Source organism: Pseudomonas sp. BSw22131, assembly GCF_026810445.1.
Classification (GTDB): Bacteria; Pseudomonadota; Gammaproteobacteria; order Pseudomonadales; family Pseudomonadaceae; genus Aquipseudomonas; species Aquipseudomonas huanghezhanensis.
The window spans coordinates 2,064,396-2,087,144 of sequence record NZ_CP113949.1 but is presented as its reverse complement, the minus strand read 5'-3'; the positions used below and the strand labels follow the sequence as shown (position 1 = coordinate 2,087,144).

Below are 22,749 nucleotides of genomic sequence, written 5' to 3'. Positions count from 1 at the left end.
CTGGACGTCCCTTCTTTACCGACGCCGAGATGGCATCGACCCCAGAACAGCTAAGGAACGTTCATGACCTTTTTTATATTTCTTTTGGCCTGCGCCGCTGCGGCAAGCACAGGGATCATCTTCAAGCCGGGCGATTGGTATGCGGCGCTGATCAAACCGCGTTTCACCCCGCCCAACTGGCTGTTCCCTGTGGCGTGGACGACTATCTACCTGTTGCTGGCGTGGGCGGGTTACCGGCTGACGCTGATCCCCGGCAGCCAGACAGTACTGGCGTTATGGGCGGCGCAAATTGCGCTTAATACGCTGTGGACACCGGTGTTCTTCGGTGCCCACCACGTTCTCGCCGGTATGGTGATTTTGACGATGCTCTGGCTTGTCGCCGCCGCCATGGTGGTGATGGCGATCCAGCTGGACGTGATCACCGGTTTGATCCTGTTCCCGTACGTGGTCTGGCTGTGTGTGGCTGGCGCGTTGAATTTTTCCATCCTGCGCAATAACCGCTCATGAGTGGTGCCGAACCGGGCGCTCGAACGCCTTGGCCCGTCAGCGAGTCGGCTTTGTTGCAGGTGCGTGCCTTCAACAAAAAGCTCGCGTGGCTGCCGCGCTTTAAAATCCGTAACCGTGTCGCGCCCTTCCTCATCCAGTCGCTGCTGCGGGCCGGCCAACTCGGTGGCGGCCGTAAGTTGCTAAAGCACGGGCTCACGGCCGAGACCAAGACCATCGGCGCCAATGACGTTCCTGTGCCCGTGCGGATCATCCGGCCTAAAGGCAAAGCCCAAGGTGTGGTGCTCGATATCCATGGCGGTGGGTGGGTCATTGGCAACGCGCAGATGAACGACGACCTCAACATCGCGATGGTCAATGCGTGTGAAGTCACGGTGGTTTCGGTCGATTACCGGCTGGCCGTGTCCACGCCCATTGAAGGATTGATGGAGGACTGCCTGTCGGCAGCGCGCTGGTTGCTGAGCGATGTAACGGGAGAATTCGCTGACCTACCGGTGGTAGTCGTCGGCGAATCGGCGGGCGGGCATTTGGCGGCGGCCACGTTGCTGGCGCTGAAAAGCTACCCTGAACTGCTGCGGCGGGTGAGCGGTGCATTGCTTTATTACGGCGTTTACGACCTGGCGGGAACGGCCAGCGTACGAGCAGCACCCCGCGAAACCCTGGTGCTGGACGGTCCCGGTATGATCGACGCACTGCGCAGACTCACCCCGGAACTTAATGACGAGCAGCGCCGGCAGCCGCCGCTGTCACCGTTGTACGGCGACTTCACGGATTTCCCCCCGGCACTGATGTTCGTCGGCGAGCTCGATCCGCTGTTGGACGACACGCTGGAGATGGCAGATCGCTGGGCCGAATCAGCCCCTGTCGAGATGCACCTTCTGCCCTCCTCGCCCCACGGTTTTATCCACTTCCAGACCACCGTTGCAGCAGACGTGCTGGCATACAGTCGGGCATGGATAACGGATCGGCTGAAGGCGTCTGACGCCTGACGGATCAGGCGTCAGCGTCAGGCAAGTCTCAACTTGGGAAATCCGAGCCCACGCTGATGTCTTGCAGGGATTCAATCTGCTGCAAACGCTCACGGCGATCAGCCACCACGGCGTCGTATCCCCATTTGCCCAGTACCAGGTGACGGGGCGGCTTGGCCATCTGAGTGACGGCGATCATGGCCTCGCCGGCGCGCACCGGGTCTCCCGCCTGAGTGCCACTCGACTTCTTGGTCGACTCCAGTCGTGAGCCGGCGGTGTCTTGATAGTCGGCGATCTCGGTGCGGGTCTGGCGCAGCGAACGTCCTGCCCAATCGGTGCGGAACGGTCCCGGCTCGATGCACGTCACGGCAATCCCCAGCGGCTCTACTTCGACCCTCAGCGCATCGGACAAGCCTTCCACCGCGTGTTTTGTCGCCGCGTAATAGCCTGATCCAGGGAAGCCGATCAGTCCTGCCACCGACGTGATGTTGATGACGTGGCCACTTCGTTGGGCGCGCATCAGCGGCAGCACCGCGCGAGTCATTGCGAACAGGCCAAACACATTGGCATCGAACTGCGCACGAATTTCAGACTCGACGCCCTCCTCCACGGTGCTCTGATAGCCATAGCCAGCGTTGTTGACCAGCACGTCAACCCGGCCGAACTTTGCTTTGGCGGCGGCAACCGCCGCCTCAATCTGCTCGGATTTGGCCACGTCCAGATCAAGCGCCAGCACACGGTGTTCGGCATTGAGCGCCAGGTCCGCGACGCGGGACTTGTCTCTGGCCGTTGCGACCAGACGCCAACCGCGGTCAACGATCAATTCGGCCAGCGCGCGACCCAGGCCGGTTGAACAGCCAGTGATAAACCAGACGGGGGTATCGTGGGTATGAGTTGTCATTATTCAGTTCTCCGTAAATCCGTAAAATGAACGGCATGCGCCTGAGCAACGTCTTGGACTTCGCGTTCCTGGCTTTGACTGCATCAAAATCGCTGTCCAAACGCACATGAATGCGAGCAAGCCTGCGAGCATGTCGCTGTGACGCCATAGATCCATCGCGGTATAAAGTGCCCGTTACCGACTGCGCCCCGGAACGCAGCCTGTTTTTCGAGTCAAAGGGGCTGGACGCACAGATCTCGTCAACCGCCTGAAGCCACGCAAGAAGGAAAGAAAATGCAACACCCTACGCTGAACCGACTTTGTACGGGGCTACTCGCCCTCTTGCTGCTGTGCGCAACGTTGCCAGCGCTGGCGCAGTCAACCGCCCCTGTGCAGCCCGGCAGCGCCAGCACCGAGCAGCAGGTGGTTGAAGGGCCGAGCCTTGAGGATCTCAATGAGCAGCTCGACCAGATCAGGCAAAAAGTCACCGGTAATGCCAACGATGATTTGCTGTCGAGCTTGCGCCAGGCGGCTTTGCAGGTGCAGAAGCAGGCCGACGACCTCGTGGGCCGGCAAGCTGCCGACATCGAACACCTGAACGACCAGCTCAATATTCTCGGGCCCGTGCAGCCGGAGGAGGCGCAGACGCTGACCACCCAGCGCAAGGCGCTGACCTCCCAGAAAAACGCACTGGTCAATGACGAGCGTCAGGCCAACACACTGAGCCAGTCGGCCCGTGACCTGGCGACGCAAATCTTCAGCCTGCGCCGCAGCCTCTTCGACTCCCAAATCAGCAGCCGGACAGCCAGCCCGCTCACCTCGGCATTCTGGTCCAGCCTGATTCGTCCAACCGACGATGACCTGGGGCGCTTGAATGGCTTGCTCGTCGATGTCAAAAGCGTGCTCGACAGCACGCTGGCACCGGGCAACCGTCTGTTTTTCGTCACCGTTGTGTTGGGCGCGCTGCTGATATGGATCGTCGCGCGACGCTTGCTTGAACGCCTGTTGATCTGGCTGATGATCCGCTGGTTGCCAGAAGGTCGCCTTCGGCGCAGTGCGCTGGCACTGGCAGTCGGCATGGCGACGATTCTGACCATCGGCGCCGCCACAGCCCTGTTGCGCTGGGGCGTGGTGAGCAATGCGGTGCTCAGCGCCGATGTCGATAACTTGCTCAACCAGCTGCAGACGCTGGTGATTTTCTGCGCTTTCATCGTCGGCCTCGGCCGTGCGCTTTTGATGCTGCCTCATCCGTCCTGGCGCCTGCCGCAGATTCCCGACCAGATCGCCACAGCCCTGGGTCGATTCCCGGTGGTGCTGGCGCTGGCGCTGATGATCATCGGCACCCAGGAACGCATCAACAGCGTCATCGCCAGCAGTCTGGCATTGACGGTTGCGGTCAATGGCCTGACGGCGCTGGCGGTGTCGCTGGTGTTTTTCTCTGCCTTGTTGCGCTATCGCCGAACCCGTCGCCGGTTCGAGCTGGAACGCCCGGAGGGTTTCGCCGGGCTGATCCCCTTTGCCGTTGCGGTCTGGGTCGGTCTGAGCCTGCTGGCGTTGCTGAGCGGTTACCTGACGCTGGCCTACTTCCTGGCAGTAAAGCTGCTCTGGATCAGCGTTGTCGCGGCGACGGCCTACCTGTTGATTGCCTGCTTCACCGACATCTGCGAAACCCTGCTGTCGCCCAAGCAACCGGGCGGCATGGCGCTGGGAACGGCACTCGGCCTGTCGCCCCGGCATCAGGCTCAGGCCAGCACCCTGCTGGCTGGTGTCGGGCGCACGTTGCTGTTTGTCGTCGCAGTACTGCTGGCGTTTGTACCGTCCGGCTCAAGTCCAGGCGAGCTGCTGGACAGCTTCACGCTGATCGGCCTCGGCACCAAGCCGCTGGGTAATCTGGACCTCGTACCGAGCGATATTCTTCTTGCCCTCGGCCTGCTCGTCGTCGGAGTGCTGGCGGTCCGGATTCTGAAAGACTGGCTGGGCGAACGGTTGCTGCCGGAAACCAACATGGACGCCGGCATGCGTGCCTCGCTGGTGACGCTAGTGGGCTACATCGGCTTTGTGCTGGTGGTCGTCGCAGTGATGTCCACCCTGCGTATCAGCCTGACCAACCTGACCTGGGTGGTGAGTGCGCTGTCGGTGGGGATCGGTTTCGGCCTGCAAGCCATTGTGCAGAACTTCATCTCGGGCTTGATCCTGCTCACCGAGCGTCCGGTCAAAGTGGGCGACTGGGTGAGCCTGGCGGGGGTCGAGGGCGATATTCGCCGGATCAACGTACGCGCCACGGAAATCCAGATGTCCGATCGTTCAACAGTCATCGTGCCCAACTCACAGTTCATCACGCAGAACGTTCGCAACGTCACCATGGGCAATGCTTTGGGCGTGGTCGGAATCACCCTCACCTTGCCGCTGGAAACGGACGTCCTGCAAATCCGCGACCTGCTGCTGCAAGCCTTCACCGAGCACGAGGCAATACTGGATAACCCGGCCGCCTCGGTAACGTTCAAGGACCTGACCACCACCGGTGTAATCATCGCCGTGAGCGGTTATGTCAACAGCCCGCGCTCGGTGGGAGGCGCCCGCAGTGATTTGTTGTTCACGGTGCTGGGCCGCCTGCGTGACCTGGGCATTGCGTTATCTTCACCTCAAAGCATGGTCTGGGTCAGCGACGGTCAGGAGAACCCCGTCCTGAAGACTGAGCCCACTGAAAAAATATGACTGACTTTTGCGGGTGGGTGACTCAGGTGCCTGCTCGCGAATCACCCGTCAGCCATTAACACAGAACGCTTTCAGGGGATCTGGTTTAGACTTTCAGCCAGATCCCCCGCACGCACCGACACGCTGAGAAGCCCTCTATGAATCGTCGTAAAAAACTGAATCAGATACTCAAAGCCAACGCCAAGAAAGCCAGTTCAAAACTGGCACCCGTTAATAAAGACAGATACATCAGCAAAGCTGACCGCTTGAAAATGGCCGAAGAAGCCGGTCAGGAGACCCCTGTTTCTTCTGTCGAGGCCTGAATGTGTATATGACGCGCCACCGGTTTTTTTAAAACCGGGGGGAGTCAGCACTCCGCCAGCATCCTCCTCATGCACGCAGTTTTACCCCGCATTCAAGGTCGGTTGCCTCAATCAACGTCCGGGATCGGGGCAAACTCCGTGTGGGTGAAAACCGTCCTTCATATTTTTTAGAGCCACTATTCAGATCTTCCTGCCAGTGTCGATAGACAAAAACAAGCGCACCTCACGGCCCATTTGCACTGCCGGGCGTCGCTTGCACCGACTTTAGACACTTTCAGGACAACGCTATGAATTGGCTCCGTGACGCAAAATTATCCAGCAAGTTGATCGCAGCATTCGGGCTGTGCGCAATCATCACGCTGGTGGTCGGTGTTTTAGGCAGCCGGGGCGTCAGCCAGTTGTCTGAGAATCTCAATCTGGTGTTCTCGAACAACCTGGTATCCGTGGCAAGAATAGGGGAATCCAGAACCAAGGCGGTCGAGCAACAACGCGATCTTTACAGCCTGATCTTAGCGACAGCTGCCGCAGCGCCGCAGAGTACGAAAGATGAAATCCTCAACAGGATGACGGCCAACCGCGCGGACAGCGAAAAGGCATTCACGACTTATCGCAAGACACCGCTGGCCGATGACGAACGCGCCGCCGGCGACAAGATGGAGCGTGACTGGCCGGCGTATCAGACGCAGGTGCAGCGGGTAGTTGCCGCCCTGCAGACCGGGGACATTGAATCGGCCCGGTCGATCATGGCAGGCGACCTGCAACGTGGTTACGCCACCGTCATGGACGAACTGACGCTGATGGTGGACTCCAATAACCGCCAGATTGGGGAGGGTGCGCGCGACGCTGACCAGTTGCAGCGCTCGGCAACTACCACGTTGTACATCGGTATTGGCGTGGCCTTTATCGCTGCGCTGGCGCTGGGCCTGTTCATCAGCAAGTTGATCAGCCGTCCGATTGCGACCGCGGTGTTGAGTGCTGAGCGGATCGCCAACGGTGACCTGACCCATACCATTACCAGTGAGTCGAAAGATGAAACCGGGCAGTTGGTCAGTGCATTGGCCAACATGCAGGAAAGCCTGAAAAGCACGATACGTCAGATCGCCGATGCTTCTCATCAACTGGCGTCTGCCGCCGAAGAACTCAACAGCGTCACCGAGGACGGCAGCCGTGGGCTGCTGCGTCAAAACGATGAAATCCAGCAAGCCGCGACAGCGGTCAACCAAATGACCTCTGCTGTGGAAGAAGTGGCGCGTAACGCGATCTCCACGTCCGAAGCGTCGAAAACCGCCAGTACACAAGCCAGCAATGGTCTGGGCCAGGCGCGCGATGCCGTCGCTGCGGTCAACAACGCTACTGTCGAAATCACCTCCTCGACCAGCATCGTCGAGGACTTGGCCGTGCAGGTGCGGGATATTGGCAAGGTGCTGGACGTGATACGCGGCATCGCAGAACAGACCAACCTTCTGGCCTTGAACGCTGCCATCGAAGCGGCACGTGCCGGCGAGCAAGGCCGCGGCTTTGCGGTTGTAGCCGATGAAGTCAGGGCGCTGGCCGCCAGAACCCAATCTTCGACGGGCGAGATAGAAGGCATGATCGGCGCCGTGCAATCGCGCGCGGATCAGGCCGTGGTCGCGATGGGCAAAAGCCAATCGCTGGTGACCAACACCCAGACCCTTGCTCAGGCTACCGGTGATGCGCTCGAACATATCGCGAACGGGATTGGCCAGATCAACGACCGCAACCTGGTGATCGCCAGCGCGTGCGAAGAGCAAGCCAACGTAGCGCGTGAAGTGGATCGTAACCTGCTGAACATTCAGGACTTGTCCACCCAATCCGCTGCGGGCGCTCACCAGACCACCGCCTCCGCTCAGGACCTCTCACGATTGGCGGTGTCGTTCAATGATTTAGTGGGCCGTTTCAAACTTTGATTGACGGCGGTCATGATCGATTGGGTATCCTCAGCGCGAGCCACCCCTCGCGCCATGAGGCACGGTGTGCGCATTCTTCATCAAAGGAGCCTGTACGTGACCCCAATCGATCACCCTTCATCCATCACTTTTGGTAAGCCGATCCCGATACTGCGGATGTTCGACGAAGCCAAGGCCCGCGAGTTTTACCTGGACTTTCTCGGTTTCGGGATCGAATTCGAGCACCGTTTCGAAGCGGGAATGCCGCTTTATCTGGGGATCATCCGCGGCGGTTTGCAACTTCATCTGTCCGAACATCATGGCGACGCCTGCCCCGGCTCGACGGTGTTCATCCCGATGCAGAACATCGAAGCGCTTCGGGACGAGCTAATTGCCAAGCGCTACGGTTACGGGCGCCCGGATATCGTCGAACAGGCATGGGGCAAAGTGCTGGAAGTGCTCGACCCTTTCGGCAACCGCCTCAGGTTTTGCCAGGACGCCTAATTTCAGGGCTGTTGCGCAGCCTATCGCGGCCCCGTGCCGTTCAATCGCCCCTGCACCGATTCTGTAGGAGCCCATTTGTTGGCGAGGCGTCGTCCGGGGCGAACCAGAACCGCCGCCACGCGAATGAATTCGCGCCTACAGACGCCACAAATCCTGTAGGCGTTGACGAGCCTGAGCGAGGTCGCGATGGGCCGCGAAGCGCGCCACGGGTTGAACCGATCCACCGCAACGCAAATGAATTCGCGCCTACAGATGTGCATAGCCAGGTTTACCGGTATTTGCCGGAACAATTGGTTATCAAAACATTTCGACACGAAACACGATGAACTAACACGCACCCTGCGGGCTCATTCCTTATGCGCAGTGAGCGCGACCTTGACAGGCCAGCGCATCCGCACTGAACCTGAGGTCAGGATCGCTCAACCATAAGGAGCCGCCGTGACTGTTACAGCCCCCGCCACTTATCGACACACGCCAAGCCCGCTTCACGCGATCATGCTTGCCGGCACCGTCCCTCTGTTTCTTGGCGCCCTGCTGAGTGACATCACCTACTACAACACCTACCAGATTCAGTGGAGCAACTTCGCCTCGTGGCTTACCGCCAGCGGGCTGGTGTTCTGTGGTCTGGGGCTGTTGTTTGCACTGATCAACCTGATCCGTGCCGACCGCAAATCCGGTCGCCCGGTGATGTACTTCCTGCTGATGCTGGTGACGTGGGTACTGGGGCTGGTCAACGCCTTCGTCCATGCCAAGGATGCGTTTGCGTCCATGCCTTCCGGCCTGATTCTGTCAGCCATCGTCACCGTGCTGATCTGCATCACGGCGTGGACAGGCCTGACCAACCTGCGTTCGGGAGAAGCCCAATGAAAAACGTACACGCACTGACCTTATTGAGCGTGGCCGTATTGCTGAGCGCATGCGGCGGCGAACCTGACAGCACGCAAGCGCGCGGCCCGGACCCTAAAATGCCCACGCCACAAGGCGGCCTGTTGCCGAGCATGAAGATCGCCGAGCCGCTAGCCTGGGGCGACCAGAAACCTACCGTGCCACAGGGCTACAGCATCACCGCGATCGCCACCGACCTGAAGATCCCCCGCCAGACGCTGGTGCTGCCCAATGGCGACATTCTTGTGGCAGAAGGCCGTGGCGGCAGTGCGGCGAAGCTCAAACCCAAGGACGTGATCGCCAGCTATATCAAGGCTCAGGGCAACACCCAGGTCAAAGGCGGCAATCGCCTGACGTTGCTGCGTGACGCTGACGGCGACGGTACTTACGAAATGAAAACAGTGTTCGCCGAGAACCTCAACGCGCCATACGGCCTGGCCTTTGCCAACGGCAAGTTGTACGTGGCGAACCAGGACGCACTGGTCCGTTTCGATTATGAAGAGGGCCAGACCAAAGCCAGCGCGGCGCCGGTCAAAGTCACCGACCTGCCGGCCGAAATCAATCACCACTGGACCAAATCGCTAACGGTCAGCCCTGATGGTCGCTACCTTTACGTGGGCATTGGCTCAAACAGCAACGTCACCGAACGTGGCATGGAAGTCGAGATCGACCGCGCAATGGTCTGGCAGATCGACGCTGTGACCGGCGCCCACAAGCCCTACGCGACAGGCCTGCGTAACCCCACGGCGTTGGCCATTGAGCCGGAGTCCGGGAAGCTGTGGACCGTGGTCAACGAGCGTGATGAACTGGGTCCCGATCTGGTGCCCGATTACCTGACATCGGTCCGTGACGGCGGCTTCTACGGCTGGCCCTACAGCTACTGGGGCCAGAACGTCGACACACGCGCCCAGCCGCAGAACCCGGCCAAAGTCGCTGCCGCAATCAAGCCCGATTACAGCCTGGGCTCGCACGTGGCGGCGCTCGGCGTTAGCTTCTCGCTGCCGGTCATGGGCGAGAAGTTTGCCAAGGGCGTATTCGTCGGTGAGCACGGCAGCTGGAACCGCGACAACCCGGTTGGCTACAAGGTGATCTTCGTGCCGTTCAATGACGGTCGTCCGGCCGGTGAACCGGTTGACTTCGCAACCGGCTTCCGGGGCGCGGACGGCAAGACGCGCGGACGTCCGGTCGGTGTCACCGTCGATCCGCGAGGTGCGCTGATTATTGCCGACGACTTGGCCAACACGGTCTGGCGAGTGACGCGCAACCGGTAAGCTTCAACCTGAAAGACCCCGCGTCAGACGGTGAAAGCCCCCACGGCTTTCACCGTCGCCACTAACATGCCCAGCCCTGCCCACCGGAACGCTCACGGCCCGGGTCAGGACTTCTCAACCAGCTCCCATCTGTCCTTGCCGCTGCGTTTGGCCTGATACAGGGCTGCGTCTGCCGTTTTGATCATCAACGCAGGGAGCAGGTCGTCGGCTGGCGAGCTGTCCACAAACACACCGGCACTCAGCGTCACGCGATTGAACGGACTGGCGTCATGAATGATGTTCAGCACCCGAATGTCATCCAGAATCTGAGTGACAACGACACGCGCCCCGTCAGCATCGGTGTTCGGCAGCAATACCGCGATTTCTTCACCACCGTAGTCCCCTCCAATGGCAGCCGCCGCGTCCTGCGAACGCTGCCATTCTCCCTGCCCGCAATTTTGTTCTAAAACCTCAAGCTGCAATTCACGCTGCCGATAGAGTCGATATCACTGTGGCATCTACTTACTGTGTCTCGCTGATAAAAAAATGACCGAGCCAAGGATGCTCTAATTTCGAGTCCATAACCATGATCAGCAAACTCAGTATTTCGCAGAAACTCTACCTCAGCTTCGGCGCCATCATCGTCATATTGTGCGTCCTCGTTGTCAGCGCATATCGCGGTTTCGTCCAGGTCGAAGACGCGACCAACAACAATGTTCACACCTACCGTGTATTGGCTCAGGCCCAGATCGCGCTTGAGCAACTGATTAACATCAGTTGCCGGCATGCGCGGGTTCGTCATCACTTCCAAGGACAACTTCCTGGAGCCGCAAATCGCGGGGGAACGCAAGTTCACCGAGACCCTTGCGACGCTTCAGAAACTCACTGCTGACAATCCGCAGCAACAAACCCGACTGGCCTCGCTCGCCCAGATGCAGAAGCGCTGGCTGGACGATGATGTGCACTCGATCATCGATCAGCGCAGGCAGTTGACCAAAGACAACGCGCCGCAAGACGCGCTGTTTACTCGTATCAGCAGCGGTAACGACAAAGCCAAGATGGACAGCATGCGCGCAACCATCGCCGAGATGTCACAGGCTGAAGATGTGCTGCTGGCTCAACGCTCCAAGGAGATGAATGACGCCAAGGATCGCGCCGTGACGATCCTGATTGCCGGCGGTGTGATTGCAGCGCTGCTGTCGATGGTGCTGGCATTCGCCCTCGGCCGCACAACGCGTTCACGTTTGCAAATGGCGATTGATGCAGCCACCGCCGTTGCAGAGGGTCGATTGAACACCGTCATCGATACCAGCAGCAGTGACGAGCTGCCCAAGGCCCTGGACCGGATGCAAACGCGTCTGCGCGAAATGATTCAGCAAATCAGCCAGGCATCGAATCATCTGCTTGAGGCCGTGCAAAAGATTACTGGCGCCTCCGAGCAGCTTTCCGATGCGGTCAGCGAGCAATCCAACTCGGTCTCATCGATGGCCGCAACGGTTGAAGAACTCACCGTCAGCATCAATCACGTCGCTGAGAGCGCAGGTGAAGCGGGTCAGCTCGCCAATCGTTCGGGCCAACAGTCACGCGACGGCTCAGAGGTGATCCAGAACACCCTGAACAGCATGAACGGTATCGCACGGACCGTGCAGCATGCCTCGACCAAGGTGTCTGAGTTGGGTCAGCACTCCGAACAGATATCCACCATCATCAGCGTTATTCAGGGCATTGCCGATCAAACCAACCTGCTGGCGCTCAATGCTGCTATCGAAGCGGCGCGTGCAGGTGAGCAAGGTCGAGGCTTTGCCGTGGTGGCGGATGAGGTGCGGTTGCTTGCGCAAAATACCGGCAAATCCACCAAGGAAATCGCCGGGATGATCGACAAGATCCAGGCCGGTGTGCGTGAAACGGTGGAAAGCATGCGCGGCGGCGTGATCGAGGTTAATCAGGGCGTGGACATGGCCAGTTCTGCTGGCTCGGCCATCACTGATATTCGCGAAAGCTCTGGTCAGGTGCTGATGGTGGTCGAGCAGATTTCTCTCGCGCTGCGCGAGCAAACGGTTGCCAGTCAGGACGTCGCACGCAATGTCGAACGCTCGGCGCAAATGGCTGAGCAGAACAACATGGCGGTTCAGGATCTTCGCCGCACCACGTCCGGGCTGAGTCAGTTGGCACTGGGGCTCAAACAGGAAGTCAGCCGCTTCAGCCTGTAAGCAGTGGCCCGGGCTTAACGTTTCAGCGCGTTGACACAGATGATAATCGGGAGCGGGCATGATATTGATGCCCGTCCCTTATCAATTGACCTCCCCGATGAGCATCAACGTCGACCTCAATGACCTCCAGGCATTTCGCGCCGTCGTTGAGAACGGCAGCTTTCGCAAGGCCGTCGAATCAGTGCGAATCCGTGCGAATCAAAGCCGGCGCTCAGTCGGCGCATCGAAAAGCTTGAGTCAGCCCTCAACGTAAAACTGTTTGAACGCACCACGCGCATGGGCAGCGTGACTATCGCCTGCGTGCCGTCGGCTGCGTACTACTTCATGCCGCAGGCAATTCGTCAATTCCACCAGCTTTATCCGAAAATAAAAGTCAAAGTGCTGGACGTCAGTGCCAACGAAGTCAATGGCTCGGTGACGTTGGGCGAGGCAGATTTCGGGCTGAGCTTCAGCGGCAACCTGGCGCCGGAAGTCGAGTTTGAGCTGCTCCTGCAGGAGCGCTATGTGGTGGGATGTCGACGCGACCCTCCGTTGGCCGGCCGCGATTGCGTCAGTTGGAAAGAGATGTACGAGCACGACTCCATCACTCTGGATAAAACCTCAGTCAATCGGTTGGTGCTGGATCAGGCGCTGATGCGTTTGCATCCCCAAAAGCCCGCCATCTGCGAGACGCGCCACGTGACCACAATGATTGGCATGGCCGAGGCTGGATTGGGTGTGACGGCGGTGCCGTCGATTGCCATGCCGGTGACAAGTCACCCGATTCTGGTGAGCGTGCCGCTGGTGGAACCTGAAGTGATGCGCAATGTAGGGCTGATCAAACGCCGCGGGCGTACTTTGACACCCGCGGCGCTCGAACTGGAACGACTGGTCAGGGAAAAGCCGGCCCGGTTAGCGGCTGACTGAGTCAAGCCCCGTGGAGGTCACGACTGGCTGCGCCTTGGGCGAAGACAGGTAGTCCAGCAACGCCTTGGCCTGCGCCGGGTGAGGCGCGTTTTTCGGGATGCCGGCTGCATAGCGTGTGACCGACTGTACGTCTTCCGCAATCTTGCCCACGAACGTCGCCCCGGTATTGGCAACAGCTCGGCCACTTGCTGGCAGCCTACTTCGTAATCGCCTTTTGCGACCACGGACGCGACGGGAATGCGCTCGATCACTCTGCCTTTGGGTGCAAGCTGCTCCTGGATCCCCAGCTTCTTGAACAGCTCTTTCTCGATGTACACGCCGCTGGCGCGGTCGGAATAAGCCACGGACCTGGCCTTGAGCAGGACATTTTTCAGCGCGGCATCGGGATCGATCATAGGCTTGGTTGCGCCCTCCTTCACCACCATGCCGATGCGGGAATCTGCCAGTTCGACCCGTGAGGCGGGATCGACCTTGCCCTGTTTGATCAGCTCATCCAGCGCGAAGCCGACCATGATCACCACATCAGCCGGTTCGCCGCGTGCCAGTCGGTTGATCGGCCTTGATGGCCCGCAACCAGACCGCACGTTTGTCTGGATACCGTCCATAAAAGCCGTGGTCGGCGGCGTGGTCCTGTCGAACAACATCCACGTGTGGATGGCTGACACGCAAACGCCAAAGTCGCATCACGACTGGCTGTCGACGCTGGCGACGATTCAAAAGCTCAAGCCAGTGACGGTGGTGCCAGGGCATTTTCTGCCGGGCAAAACCAAGCCGACCGATGCTGTTGAATTCACCGCGGGCGACATCAGGACGTTCGATGCCGAGACGGCCAAGGCGAAAGACTCAGCAGGACTGGTGAAAGCAATGGCTACGCATTATCCGCAGCTGGGTGATACGTCTTCGCTGGAGATGAGCGCCAAAGTCGCCAAGGGCGAAATGAAATGGTAAATATCCGGATTTGCGAGCGGCGCGCCGCTGTCGGGTGCCTGCACGAGTAGCCCTCATTGTTCATACAGGGATTTGCGGGGGCTTTGAGATTTTGATTCTGCCGAAGGGCTGCAGGAGTGAACTTGTTCGCGATCTGGCGCGCAGCGACAGCAAACCCTGTCCACGCGGTATTTGAGGGATATCCAGATTGTCTGGTTTCAGGGCCGCTGCGCGCCCCATCGCGGCCTCGCGTTGCTCGTGCGCTCCTACAGGGATTTGCAGGAGCTACAGCCTCGAACCCGCCAGACACCTGCCAGCCAATCAGAAATCAACAGTGCCCGAGAACTTCACCAGACGCGGCTCGCCCTGCGTCAGGTAACCACCGTTGGCGGAGGCCCAGTAGTTCTTGTCGGCAATGTTTTCCACATTGACGCGCAAGGTGACGTCTTTCTCCGAGAGCTTGATCTTGTAACGCGCGCCAGCATCGAAACGGTTCCAGGTCGGCAGGCTCAGGTTGTTGGCCTGGTCTGCGTATTGGCCGCCGGTGCGCAACATGCGTGCGTTGAGCGCCGCGCCTTCCAGACCCGGCACGTCCCAGTCAACACTCGCATTGAGCTGAAAAGTCGGTACGCCAATGGCGTGATTGCCGTCATCCAAGCCACCCGAGGTGTCTTTCAATTCAGAGGTCATCCGGGTGCCACCCGCCATCAGACGCAGCCCTTCGACAGGCTCGCCAAAGACGCTTAACTCAATCCCCTTGTTGACCTGTTTGCCGTCGCGAACATAGAGCGCCTGGGTGGCGTCCACATAACCGTCGGTAGGCCGCTCGATGCGGAACACACCAAGATTGGCGCCGAAGGTGCGCATGTCCAGCTTGATACCGGCTTCCAGCTGCTTGGTGCGGCCCGGTGGAAACGCCTCGCCCAGGTTGCTGATACTGGTGCCCGATGCAACGGGTCCTTGCGCAAGACCTTCAATGCGGTTGGCGTACAGCGAGACCGTCTCGGCAGGCTTGTAAACGATGCCGTACACCGGCGTGGTGATCGCTTCGTCGTAGATCGAGGCACGGCTGCCATCGTTCGCAAGGTTGGCATCACCATTGAAAGTGCTGCCATCGTAGAGATAGTTCTCCACGCGCAATTGCTGACGACGCACGCCGTAGGTGAGCAACAGGCTGTCGTCGAACAAACCCAGGGTGTCGGAAATCGCCAGGCTGCGATTGCGGGTTTTACCGGTCACGCCCGGATCACCCATATCCCCGCCCGTAAAGGAAACGGCAGTCGGCTTAGGCAGATTGCTACGGTTGTAGATATTGGTGTTGCCAGTGGTAGAGCTGTAAAACGTGTAGGCGTTTTCCTGCTCGGTCCAGATGGTCGAGGCGCCAATAGCGATCTGGTGACTGACCAGCCCCGTCTGCAATCGGCCATTGAGGCCGGTGCTGAAACTGGTGTTGTCTTCGTTATGCGGGATCTCCGAGCCACCGACACTGGCTGTTCCGGCGTTACCGACCAATGCCGGCGTTCCGTACACGCCCGTTTCACGCGTGTGCTTGGCGCCACCGGCGAGGTAGGCCGTCCAGTTTTCGTTCAGGTCGTAATCGCCGCGCATCATGCCGAAAGTGTCTTCGGTTTCAGTGTAGGTCCAGTCTTGTCCGTAGTTGTGGTCGGCGTCCGGAGCGGTCGGGATACGCGTCGCACTGCCCAGTTGAACGGTGTTGCGCAGGTGATTCACGCGCTGTTTCTGATACCCGAAGTCGGTCGATACACGAAAATCGTCACCGCGGTAGTCCAGGCCTGCAACGAACAGCTTGCTGCGCTGATCCTGATCGTTCACCGCCGTTTCTCCCTCACGCTGGCTGAGGTTGACGCGGGCGCCAAAGCGGTTGCCTTCACCGAACCTCTGGCCCAGGTCCAGGTGCTCGCCAATCCGGCCGTCGGTGCTGATGTCCTGGGTGTAACGACGCGTCGGCACATCGCCTGCCCGTTTGGGTTGCAGATTAACGCCGCCGCCCAGCCCGGTGCCTGTGGGGCTGACGCCGTTGATGAACGCATTCGGCCCTTTGAACACCTCAACGCGCTCGATGGCGTCAGTGGAAAGGATCTGGCGCGGTAATACGCCATACAGCCCATTGTAGGAAATGTCATCGCCGGACAGCGGCAAGCCACGAATCACAAACACCTGCGACTGATTGCCGAACCCGAAAGACTGCCGCACTGACGGGTCATTGAGCAGCACATCGCCCACGTCTTCGGCCTGTTGGTCTTCGATCAGCTTAGAGGTGTAGCTGGTCATGGTGAACGGCACGTTCATATTGTCCTGGTTGCCCAACACACCCATCTGTCCGCCCCGCGCAACCTGCCCGCCCGCGAAGGTTTCAGGCAGCGTATTGGAGTTGGTTTTGACGGTGTCAGCGTTGACGTCGGTTGCGCCAAGTTCAAGGGCAGCGTGAGCGGGTTGTGCCAGGAAGCCGACGGAACAACACAGAGCAAGCAGGGTGGGACGATTGGGGAAAGAAACGACCATGTAGGGAGCTACCTGCGCGAGCAACAAGAATGATGAAGCGCCTCCCTGGCAATACGACTGGTTGATAGGTGGGAAATACTACCAGTCGTGATTGCGAATTGTTATCACTCGGTTACAAAATTTTCACATCGGATCTGATGCTCTGTGCGTAGAAGAATTTTTCGGCTGCGCAGTGAGGTCCAATGCCCGTATACCCATCCTTCTCCGGAGCGAAGATTGCCCTGCTGTGTGACGCCGGGTTGCTGATCTATCAACGCGATGACATTCCGACGATTCCTTGGCCCGGCCTTTGGGATCTGCCGGGGGGCGGCCGCGAAGGCGATGAAACGCCAGAACAATGCGCATTGCGCGAAACGCTGGAAGAGTTTGGCCTGACGATTGATCCTGCCTGCATCGTCTGGGCGAAGGTTTACCCGGGTCAGGGCATGGGCGGACTGGACACTTGGTTCTTCGTGGCGCAGGTGCCGTCCGGGACGTTCAGCCAGATCGTGTTCGGCGATGAAGGCCAGCGCTGGCAAGTGACGACGGCTCAGGCATTTCTGAACCTGCAAGACGCCATCCTCCCCTTGCAGCAGCGTCTGGAGGAGTTTTTGCAGAACGAGAGCAACGGATTCCGAGCGCCAATGGCTCAGTAAGTCAACGCGCTGTAATGCGTCAGGTGCCGCAACGCTTCGCCCTTCTCGTCGAACAGATGACAACGCGCACCTGACACGCCAATCGTCAGCGTCTGCCCCGCCTTGACCTGTGAATGCCCCTCGCCTTTTACCATGACATCATGCCCGTCGGCGGTCTGTGCATGGGAGAAGGTTTCGCCACCCAAATGTTCAACCACTAGCGCTGTCGCGGGAATACGTGCGTCGCCCTGCCCCAGTTCCGACAGGTGTTCCGGACGTAGCCCCAGGGTAAGCGGCGTGCCAACGGCGACCCCCTCAGCGCTGACCGGCACCCACAGCAGATCCCCTCCCGGCAAACTGACCTGAACCCCGGCAGCGCTGACCGCGACCGCTTGAGCCGGCAGGAAGCCCATTTGCGGCGAGCCGATGAAACCCGCCACGAAACGGTTTTGCGGGTGGTGATAAAGCTCAAGCGGCGAACCCACCTGCTCGATCCGGCCTTTGTTGAGCACAACGATTTTGTCGGCCAGGGTCATGGCTTCCACCTGATCGTGGGTGACGTAAATCATCGTGGCTTGAAGGTCGTTGTGCAGCTTGGCGATCTCGATGCGCATCTGCACGCGCAACGAGGCGTCGAGGTTGGAAAGCGGCTCGTCGAACAGGAAAACTTCTGGCTCGTGAACAATCGCACGTCCGATCGCTACCCGTTGGCGTTGCCCGCCAGACAGCGCCTTGGGCTTGCGGTCGAGCAAGGGTTCGAGCTGCAGGATGCGCGCTGCGTTGCGCACTTTTGCTTCGATCTCGGCCTTTGGCAGCTTTTGCATCTTCAGGCCGAAGGCGATGTTGTCGTAAACCGACATGTGCGGGTAAAGCGCGTAGGACTGAAACACCATCGCCACGCCACGATCTGCTGGCTCAAGGTAGGTCACATCGCGCGAACCGATACGAATCTGCCCCTGCGTGATGCTTTCCAGCCCGGCAATGGATCGCAGCAGAGTCGACTTGCCGCAGCCGGAAGGCCCGACGAACACCACGAACTCGCGACTCTCGATATCCAGCTGAATATCGTGCAGGACCTTGATGTCACCGTAGGCTTTTTCAACGCCCGACAATCTGAGCTCAGTCAAAATCGTTTCCCCTTGATTATTGTTGTGCGTTCCGGTCACACGGGCGTGTTCCGGACGTGGGTGACGAGTGCAAATACAGCGTGAGGTATGCCCTTGACAGGTAGCGTTTTCCCTCTACGATCATTTGTAATTCAACAATTACAAATGTCAAGGACATGGGTCGTCACGGGCTGAAAGCCGTTGCTGATGCCTGTACCTGCACGGCCCTGCACTCAATGCGAACGACGATTGACGTACTCCTCACCAACAACAAAAAATGAGGTCACGCAATGAAGAAGCTGGTATGGAACGCCCTTGCGCTGTCGGTGGCTCTGGCCTCCACAGGCGCACAAGCCTGGACCCTGGAAGAAGCCGCAGCGCCCTACAAAGGGACGACGATCAAGGCGATTTTCCTTGATCGACCGGGCTACGCCGCCGCCATCAAAATGCTTCCGGAATTCGAAAAGAAAACCGGTATCAAGGTCAGCTACGAAACCATCCCCTACGAAAACAGCCGCGAGCGCCAGGTCCTGACGTTTAGCTCCGGTGAGGAACAGGACGTCGTGCTCACCGACGTGGTGTGGATTGGCGAGTTTGCCGGCAACGGCTGGCTGGAGCCGATCAAGACCTTTACCGACAACGCCAAGCTGGCTGACCCGGACCTGAAACTGGACGGGTTTTTCCCGATTCTGCTGGAGTCGTTCGGCACTTGGGACAAGCAGGTCTATGGGCTGCCGTTCGATAACTACTCGGGGCTGCTGTTCTACAACAAATGCATGCTCAAGGACGCAGGTTTCGACAAGCCGCCAGCTACCTGGGATGAGCTGCTCAAGGTCTACGCGCCCAGGCTCACCGACGCCGCCAAAGGCAAGTACGCCTACGCCCTGCAATCGCGACGTGGTGAAACTCAGTCAGCCGACAGCTTCATGCGCTTCCTCTGGCCATTCGGTGGATCACTGCTGGACGCGGGATTCAAATCCAACCTGAACGCCAAAGAGTCGCAGACGGGCCTGCAGTTTCGTCAGGACCTGATGAAGTTCATGCCGCCCGGCATTGTTGATTACGACCATAACGAGGCGGTCAATGCGCTGGCCCAGGGCAATGTGGCGATGATCACCGAGTGGTCGGCGTTCTACAGCACCCTGGCCGATCCGAAGAAATCCAAAATCACCGACTGCCTGGCGGTGTCGACCGAACCCAAGGGGCCAGCCGGGCTGAAACCGGCGTTGGGCGGTTTCTCTCTGGGCGTGAATGCCAGCGCCACCGACGAGAAAAAAGCAGCGGCGTGGTTGTTCATTCAGTGGGTCACTTCCGAGGCCATGGCCAGGCCGTATCTGGATGCGGGTGGCGTGAGCGGCCGGATGTCGGCTTACAAAGATGCGGACGTGCAGAAGAAATACCCGTTCGTGCAGCCGATGGTGACGTCATGGGAAGGCGGTGTGCCCGACTACCGTCCACGCTTCCCGCAGTGGCCTGAAATCTCCGAAGTCATTGGCGAAAACGGCACGGCGATCATGCTGGGCAAAACCACTGTGGAAGCGGGGGCCAAGACTATTGGTGCACGGGTCGAGGAGATCCTTGGCAAAGCGGGTTACTACGACGGCAAGGCTAAATTGCTGAAGTAGCCCACCCGCTGCAGGGGCGCGCTTGCCCGCGATGTCGGTTTGTCTGCGACATTGTGATCGACTGACACAATGCTATCGCGGTCAAGCGCGCTCCTACCGTTGAACCCGACACGTTCAGGAGTTCCCGACCACCATGTCCACCCCAAAAAAGCCGGTGTTCCCGACCCTGTGGAACAACACCCGGGTCGCCTTCGCGTTTCTGGCGCCCGCCACCGTGGCATTGGCGCTGATCGGTATATTTCCGACGGTGTTCGCGCTGATCAACTCGTTCCGTCAGTACAACCTGGCGCGGCCCCGTGATGCGACGCCGTTCGTTGGATTCGATAACTACATCAGCGTGTTCAACGACCCCTCCTTCTGGGCATCGTTGGGTCGCACGTTTGTGTTCCTCATTGGCGTGGTGCCGGTTCAACTGGCGCTCGGGCTGATCATCGCGTTGTTGCTGCACAAGCCCGGCCTGTCCGGGTTCAAGCTGCTGGCGCGCATGAGCCTGGTGATTCCGCTGGCCACAGCCCCTGCCGTGGCGGGCCTGATTGGCCGGTTGGTTTTCAACCGTGATTTCGGTGTCGCCAACGCACTGCTGGCCATGGTCAATGCCGGGCCTGTTGAATGGCTGGGTGAAACCACCAACGCCTTCATTGCAGTGGCCCTGATGGACGTCTGGCAATGGACGCCGTTCTGCGCGCTGGTGCTGCTCGCCGGCCTGACGATGGTGCCCACCGAAGTCGAAGAGGCAGCGCGCCTGGAAACACGCAGTCGCTGGCAAATCATTCGCCATGTACAACTGCCGTTTCTGTTGCCCAGCGTGACGGTGATCCTGATCTTGCGCACGGCAGACATCCTCAAAATGTTCGACACGGTATTCACCATGACGCGTGGTGGGCCGGGTGCGGCCACCGAGTTCGTCAGTGTCTATATCCAGCGCATCGGCTTTCGCGTGTTCGATCAGGGGGTAGCTTCGGCCCAGGCCATTTTGCTGCTGATCCTGACCATCGTGCTGGCGCGCCTGTACATCAAATTCGTCTACAAGGAAATCTGACATGGCCACCCCGAGCGTTAACGCTGCTGCCACGTCCGTCGCGATTCACCGGCCGCGCAGGCGCATCAATGGCTGGCACCTGGTGGGCTTGCTGGCTATCTTTCTGTTCGCGGTTTTTCCGTTTTACTGGATGGTCGCCACCAGCCTGAAAACCCAGGCTGAAGCATTGGCATCGCCGCCCATCTGGCTGTTCACCCCACACCTGGATAACTACGTGCAGGTGCTGTTCAACCGCGACGTATTGTCCAGCCTTGCCAACTCGCTGATCGTGGCCGCCTCCACCACTGCACTGGCAGTCGGGCTCGGCACCCCGGCGGCATACGCGTTGGCGCGCTTCGAATTCAAGGGCAAGGAAGACTTGTGGTTCTGGTTCATCACCAACCGCATGCTCAGCCCGATTGTGGTCGCGCTGCCGATTTTTCTGATGGCACGCACGATGGGGTTGATCGATACGCGACTGGTGCTGATCCTGGTGTACCTGACATTCAACCTGCCGATCGTGGTGTGGATTTGCACCGATCAGTTCCGCGGCGTGCCGAAGGATCTCGATGAAGCGGCGCGTCTGTCCGGTGCTTCGCGCTTCACCATCTTCTGGCGTATCGCGCTGCCGTTGGCGATGCCGGGGGTGGCGGTGTCGGCAATCTTCTCGTTCATCTTTTCCTGGAACGAGCTGCTGTACGCGCTCGTACTGACGCGCAACGTTGCGCGCACGGCTCCGGTGACGGCCACCAGTTTCATGAGCGGTTATGACTTGCCCTGGGGCGAGATCATGGCGACCGGGACACTGATCGTGTTCCCGGTGATTATTTTTGCGCTGATGGTGTCCAGGCATCTGGTACAAGGGCTGACGATGGGCGCTGTGAAGTAGCGTCACGCAACTCAATGATTGCTAAGGAAAATTCCGTGCAAGAAGCACATCCAGACGTGGAACCCGATGCCGAACGGCTCAACGCCGAGCACCAGTTGACCGTCCGCATCGCCTGGTACTACTACGTCAACAGCATGACCCAGCAACAGATCGCCGATCGTCTGGGCATCACCCGGCTGAAAGTTAACAAGGCGCTGGCGACCAGTCGGGAAACCGGGATTGTGCAGATCCGCATCAACTCCAGACTCACCTCCTGCATCGAGCTGGAGAACGGTCTGCAGGAGCTGTTTGGCCTGTCGCGCGTGACCGTCGTGCCGACCCCGGATGACCCGAAGATGATGTTCCGGGTGCTGGGGGTGGGTGTCGCACCGACAATCCATGAGCAGTTATTCGATGGCTGTACCCTCGCCGTCGGCTGGGGCCGGACCCTGCGTCAGGCGGTGCTGGAAACCCAGAGCCGGGCGTTGCAGAAAATGACTGTGGTGTCGTTGCTCGGCGGCATGCATTACGGCTCGGCGAACAACACTGTCGAGATTGCCTCCAGCTTTGCCAACCTGTTCGGCGGGGCCTATTACTACCTTGCGGCCCCGATCTATGCGCCGTCGGCTCAATACCGCGACATGATCCTGGCCGAAGCCTCGGCACAGGATGTGCTGGACAAAGCGAAGAAGGCTGACCTGGCACTGGTCACGGTGGGCGACCTGACCGAGCGCTCACTGATCTTCGAACTGGGCATGGTCAGCCCGGCCGACCGTCAGGGCCTCAAGGCAGCCGGGGCGGTGGGCGACTTGCTTGGGCGCTGGCTAGACAGAGATGGCGTCGAGGTCAATCATCCACTCAATCAGCGAGCGATTTCTCTGCCCCTGGAAGACCTCAAACGGATCAGGAAAGTCGTGCTGGTGTCAGGCGGCCCCTACAAGGCCGAGATCATTCGCGCCGTGCTGCTGCGCAACTTTGTCCATGAACTGGTGATCGACGAAACCACCGCCCAGCAACTGTTTGATCGGGGGATTTGA

At 59.4% G+C, this 22,749-nt stretch carries 18 protein-coding genes and 5 pseudogenes; 17 read left to right on the top strand and 6 right to left on the bottom strand.

Going from position 1 to position 22,749, the window contains the following annotated elements; genetic code table 11:
* Positions 1–63 precede the first annotated feature (63 nt).
* Together tspO and OYW20_RS09325 are read left to right on the top strand one after the other, a co-directional pair.
* On the top strand, positions 64–507 hold the full coding sequence (gene tspO, locus OYW20_RS09330) for a tryptophan-rich sensory protein TspO (RefSeq protein WP_268800400.1): 444 nt from the start codon (positions 64–66) through the stop codon (positions 505–507).
* A complete protein-coding gene (locus tag OYW20_RS09325) occupies positions 504–1,493 on the top strand; it encodes an alpha/beta hydrolase (protein ID WP_268800399.1) in 990 nt (329 codons plus the stop codon). Before tspO ends, OYW20_RS09325 begins: the two co-directional genes overlap by 4 nt.
* Positions 1,494–1,521: 28 nt before the next feature.
* On the opposite strand, the gene OYW20_RS09320 is transcribed toward OYW20_RS09325, so the two are convergent.
* On the bottom strand, positions 1,522–2,373 hold the full coding sequence (locus OYW20_RS09320) for an oxidoreductase (protein WP_268800398.1): 852 nt from the start codon (positions 2,371–2,373) through the stop codon (positions 1,522–1,524).
* Positions 2,374–2,646: 273 nt separating this feature from the next.
* Between OYW20_RS09320 and OYW20_RS09315 the strand changes: the two genes are divergently transcribed.
* The 7 genes and pseudogenes from OYW20_RS09315 (at position 2,647) to OYW20_RS09290 (ending at position 9,936) form a co-directional block, all read left to right on the top strand.
* Complete coding sequence (locus tag OYW20_RS09315; protein WP_268800397.1) at positions 2,647–5,067, top strand: DUF3772 domain-containing protein; 2,421 nt, start codon at positions 2,647–2,649, stop codon at positions 5,065–5,067.
* A 137-nt stretch (positions 5,068–5,204) separates the two neighbouring features.
* Positions 5,205–5,369 (top strand): DUF2986 domain-containing protein, encoded by a 165-nt coding sequence (locus OYW20_RS09310; RefSeq protein ID WP_268800396.1) that lies wholly within the window; start codon positions 5,205–5,207, stop codon positions 5,367–5,369.
* A 287-nt stretch (positions 5,370–5,656) separates the two neighbouring features.
* A pseudogene (locus tag OYW20_RS26165) lies at positions 5,657–6,391 on the top strand (MCP four helix bundle domain-containing protein); the annotation flags it as partial.
* Positions 6,392–6,433: 42 nt separating this feature from the next.
* Positions 6,434–7,297 (top strand): methyl-accepting chemotaxis protein, encoded by an 864-nt coding sequence (locus tag OYW20_RS26160; protein ID WP_408005505.1) that lies wholly within the window; start codon positions 6,434–6,436, stop codon positions 7,295–7,297.
* A 120-nt stretch (positions 7,298–7,417) separates the two neighbouring features.
* Positions 7,418–7,780 (top strand): annotated as a pseudogene (locus tag OYW20_RS09300) (glyoxalase superfamily protein); the annotation flags it as partial.
* 438 nt (positions 7,781–8,218) lie between these two features.
* Positions 8,219–8,647: a DUF2231 domain-containing protein gene (locus tag OYW20_RS09295; RefSeq protein ID WP_268800394.1), complete on the top strand. Its 429-nt coding sequence runs from the start codon at positions 8,219–8,221 to the stop codon at positions 8,645–8,647.
* Positions 8,644–9,936 carry a PQQ-dependent sugar dehydrogenase gene (locus OYW20_RS09290; protein WP_268800393.1) on the top strand — a complete coding sequence of 431 codons (1,293 nt, stop codon included), beginning with the start codon at positions 8,644–8,646 and terminating at the stop codon, positions 9,934–9,936. Before OYW20_RS09295 ends, OYW20_RS09290 begins: the two co-directional genes overlap by 4 nt.
* 104 nt (positions 9,937–10,040) lie before the next feature.
* Here OYW20_RS09290 and OYW20_RS09285 read toward each other — a convergent pair whose 3' ends face one another.
* Both OYW20_RS09285 and OYW20_RS26155 read right to left on the bottom strand, forming a co-directional pair.
* Positions 10,041–10,397 carry a diguanylate cyclase gene (locus tag OYW20_RS09285; RefSeq protein WP_268800392.1) on the bottom strand — a complete coding sequence of 119 codons (357 nt, stop codon included), beginning with the start codon at positions 10,395–10,397 and terminating at the stop codon, positions 10,041–10,043.
* Positions 10,379–10,726: a hypothetical protein gene (locus OYW20_RS26155; RefSeq protein WP_408005483.1), complete on the bottom strand. Its 348-nt coding sequence runs from the start codon at positions 10,724–10,726 to the stop codon at positions 10,379–10,381. The genes OYW20_RS09285 and OYW20_RS26155 overlap by 19 nt, the downstream gene beginning before the upstream one ends.
* Between OYW20_RS26155 and OYW20_RS09280 the strand changes: the two genes are divergently transcribed.
* A complete protein-coding gene (locus OYW20_RS09280) occupies positions 10,701–12,125 on the top strand; it encodes a methyl-accepting chemotaxis protein (protein WP_408005482.1) in 1,425 nt (474 codons plus the stop codon). The two genes, OYW20_RS26155 and OYW20_RS09280, sit on opposite strands and share 26 nt — an antisense overlap.
* A gap of 97 nt (positions 12,126–12,222) precedes the next feature.
* Positions 12,223–13,031: pseudogene (locus OYW20_RS09275) on the top strand (LysR family transcriptional regulator).
* On the opposite strand, the pseudogene OYW20_RS09270 reads toward OYW20_RS09275, so the two are convergent.
* Positions 13,017–13,588: pseudogene (locus OYW20_RS09270) on the bottom strand (substrate-binding domain-containing protein); the annotation flags it as partial. The pseudogenes OYW20_RS09275 and OYW20_RS09270 overlap by 15 nt on opposite strands.
* Here OYW20_RS09270 and OYW20_RS09265 point away from each other — a divergent pair.
* Positions 13,578–13,979: pseudogene (locus OYW20_RS09265) on the top strand (MBL fold metallo-hydrolase); the annotation flags it as partial. The pseudogenes OYW20_RS09270 and OYW20_RS09265 overlap by 11 nt on opposite strands.
* A 300-nt stretch (positions 13,980–14,279) precedes the next feature.
* Here OYW20_RS09265 and OYW20_RS09260 read toward each other — a convergent pair.
* A complete protein-coding gene (locus OYW20_RS09260) occupies positions 14,280–16,481 on the bottom strand; it encodes a TonB-dependent receptor (RefSeq protein ID WP_268800391.1) in 2,202 nt (733 codons plus the stop codon).
* Positions 16,482–16,663: 182 nt separating this feature from the next.
* Between OYW20_RS09260 and OYW20_RS09255 the strand changes: the two genes are divergently transcribed.
* Positions 16,664–17,116, top strand: a complete 453-nt coding sequence (locus tag OYW20_RS09255) for an NUDIX hydrolase (RefSeq protein ID WP_268800390.1) — start codon at positions 16,664–16,666, stop codon at positions 17,114–17,116.
* Here OYW20_RS09255 and OYW20_RS09250 read toward each other — a convergent pair.
* Entirely contained in the window at positions 17,110–18,222 is a 1,113-nt protein-coding gene (locus OYW20_RS09250) for an ABC transporter ATP-binding protein (protein WP_268800389.1), read from the bottom strand. The genes OYW20_RS09255 and OYW20_RS09250 overlap by 7 nt on opposite strands.
* Before the next feature lie 269 nt (positions 18,223–18,491).
* Here OYW20_RS09250 and OYW20_RS09245 point away from each other — a divergent pair, with 269 nt between their 5' ends.
* From OYW20_RS09245 to OYW20_RS09230, 4 genes are all read left to right on the top strand, one after another.
* Positions 18,492–19,826 (top strand): ABC transporter substrate-binding protein, encoded by a 1,335-nt coding sequence (locus OYW20_RS09245; RefSeq protein ID WP_268800388.1) that lies wholly within the window; start codon positions 18,492–18,494, stop codon positions 19,824–19,826.
* Positions 19,827–19,959: 133 nt separating this feature from the next.
* On the top strand, positions 19,960–20,865 hold the full coding sequence (locus OYW20_RS09240) for a carbohydrate ABC transporter permease (protein WP_268800387.1): 906 nt from the start codon (positions 19,960–19,962) through the stop codon (positions 20,863–20,865).
* 1 nt (position 20,866) lies between these two features.
* Complete coding sequence (locus tag OYW20_RS09235) at positions 20,867–21,733, top strand: carbohydrate ABC transporter permease (RefSeq protein ID WP_268800386.1); 867 nt, start codon at positions 20,867–20,869, stop codon at positions 21,731–21,733.
* Positions 21,734–21,768: 35 nt separating this feature from the next.
* Positions 21,769–22,749: a sugar-binding transcriptional regulator gene (locus OYW20_RS09230; protein ID WP_268800385.1), complete on the top strand. Its 981-nt coding sequence runs from the start codon at positions 21,769–21,771 to the stop codon at positions 22,747–22,749.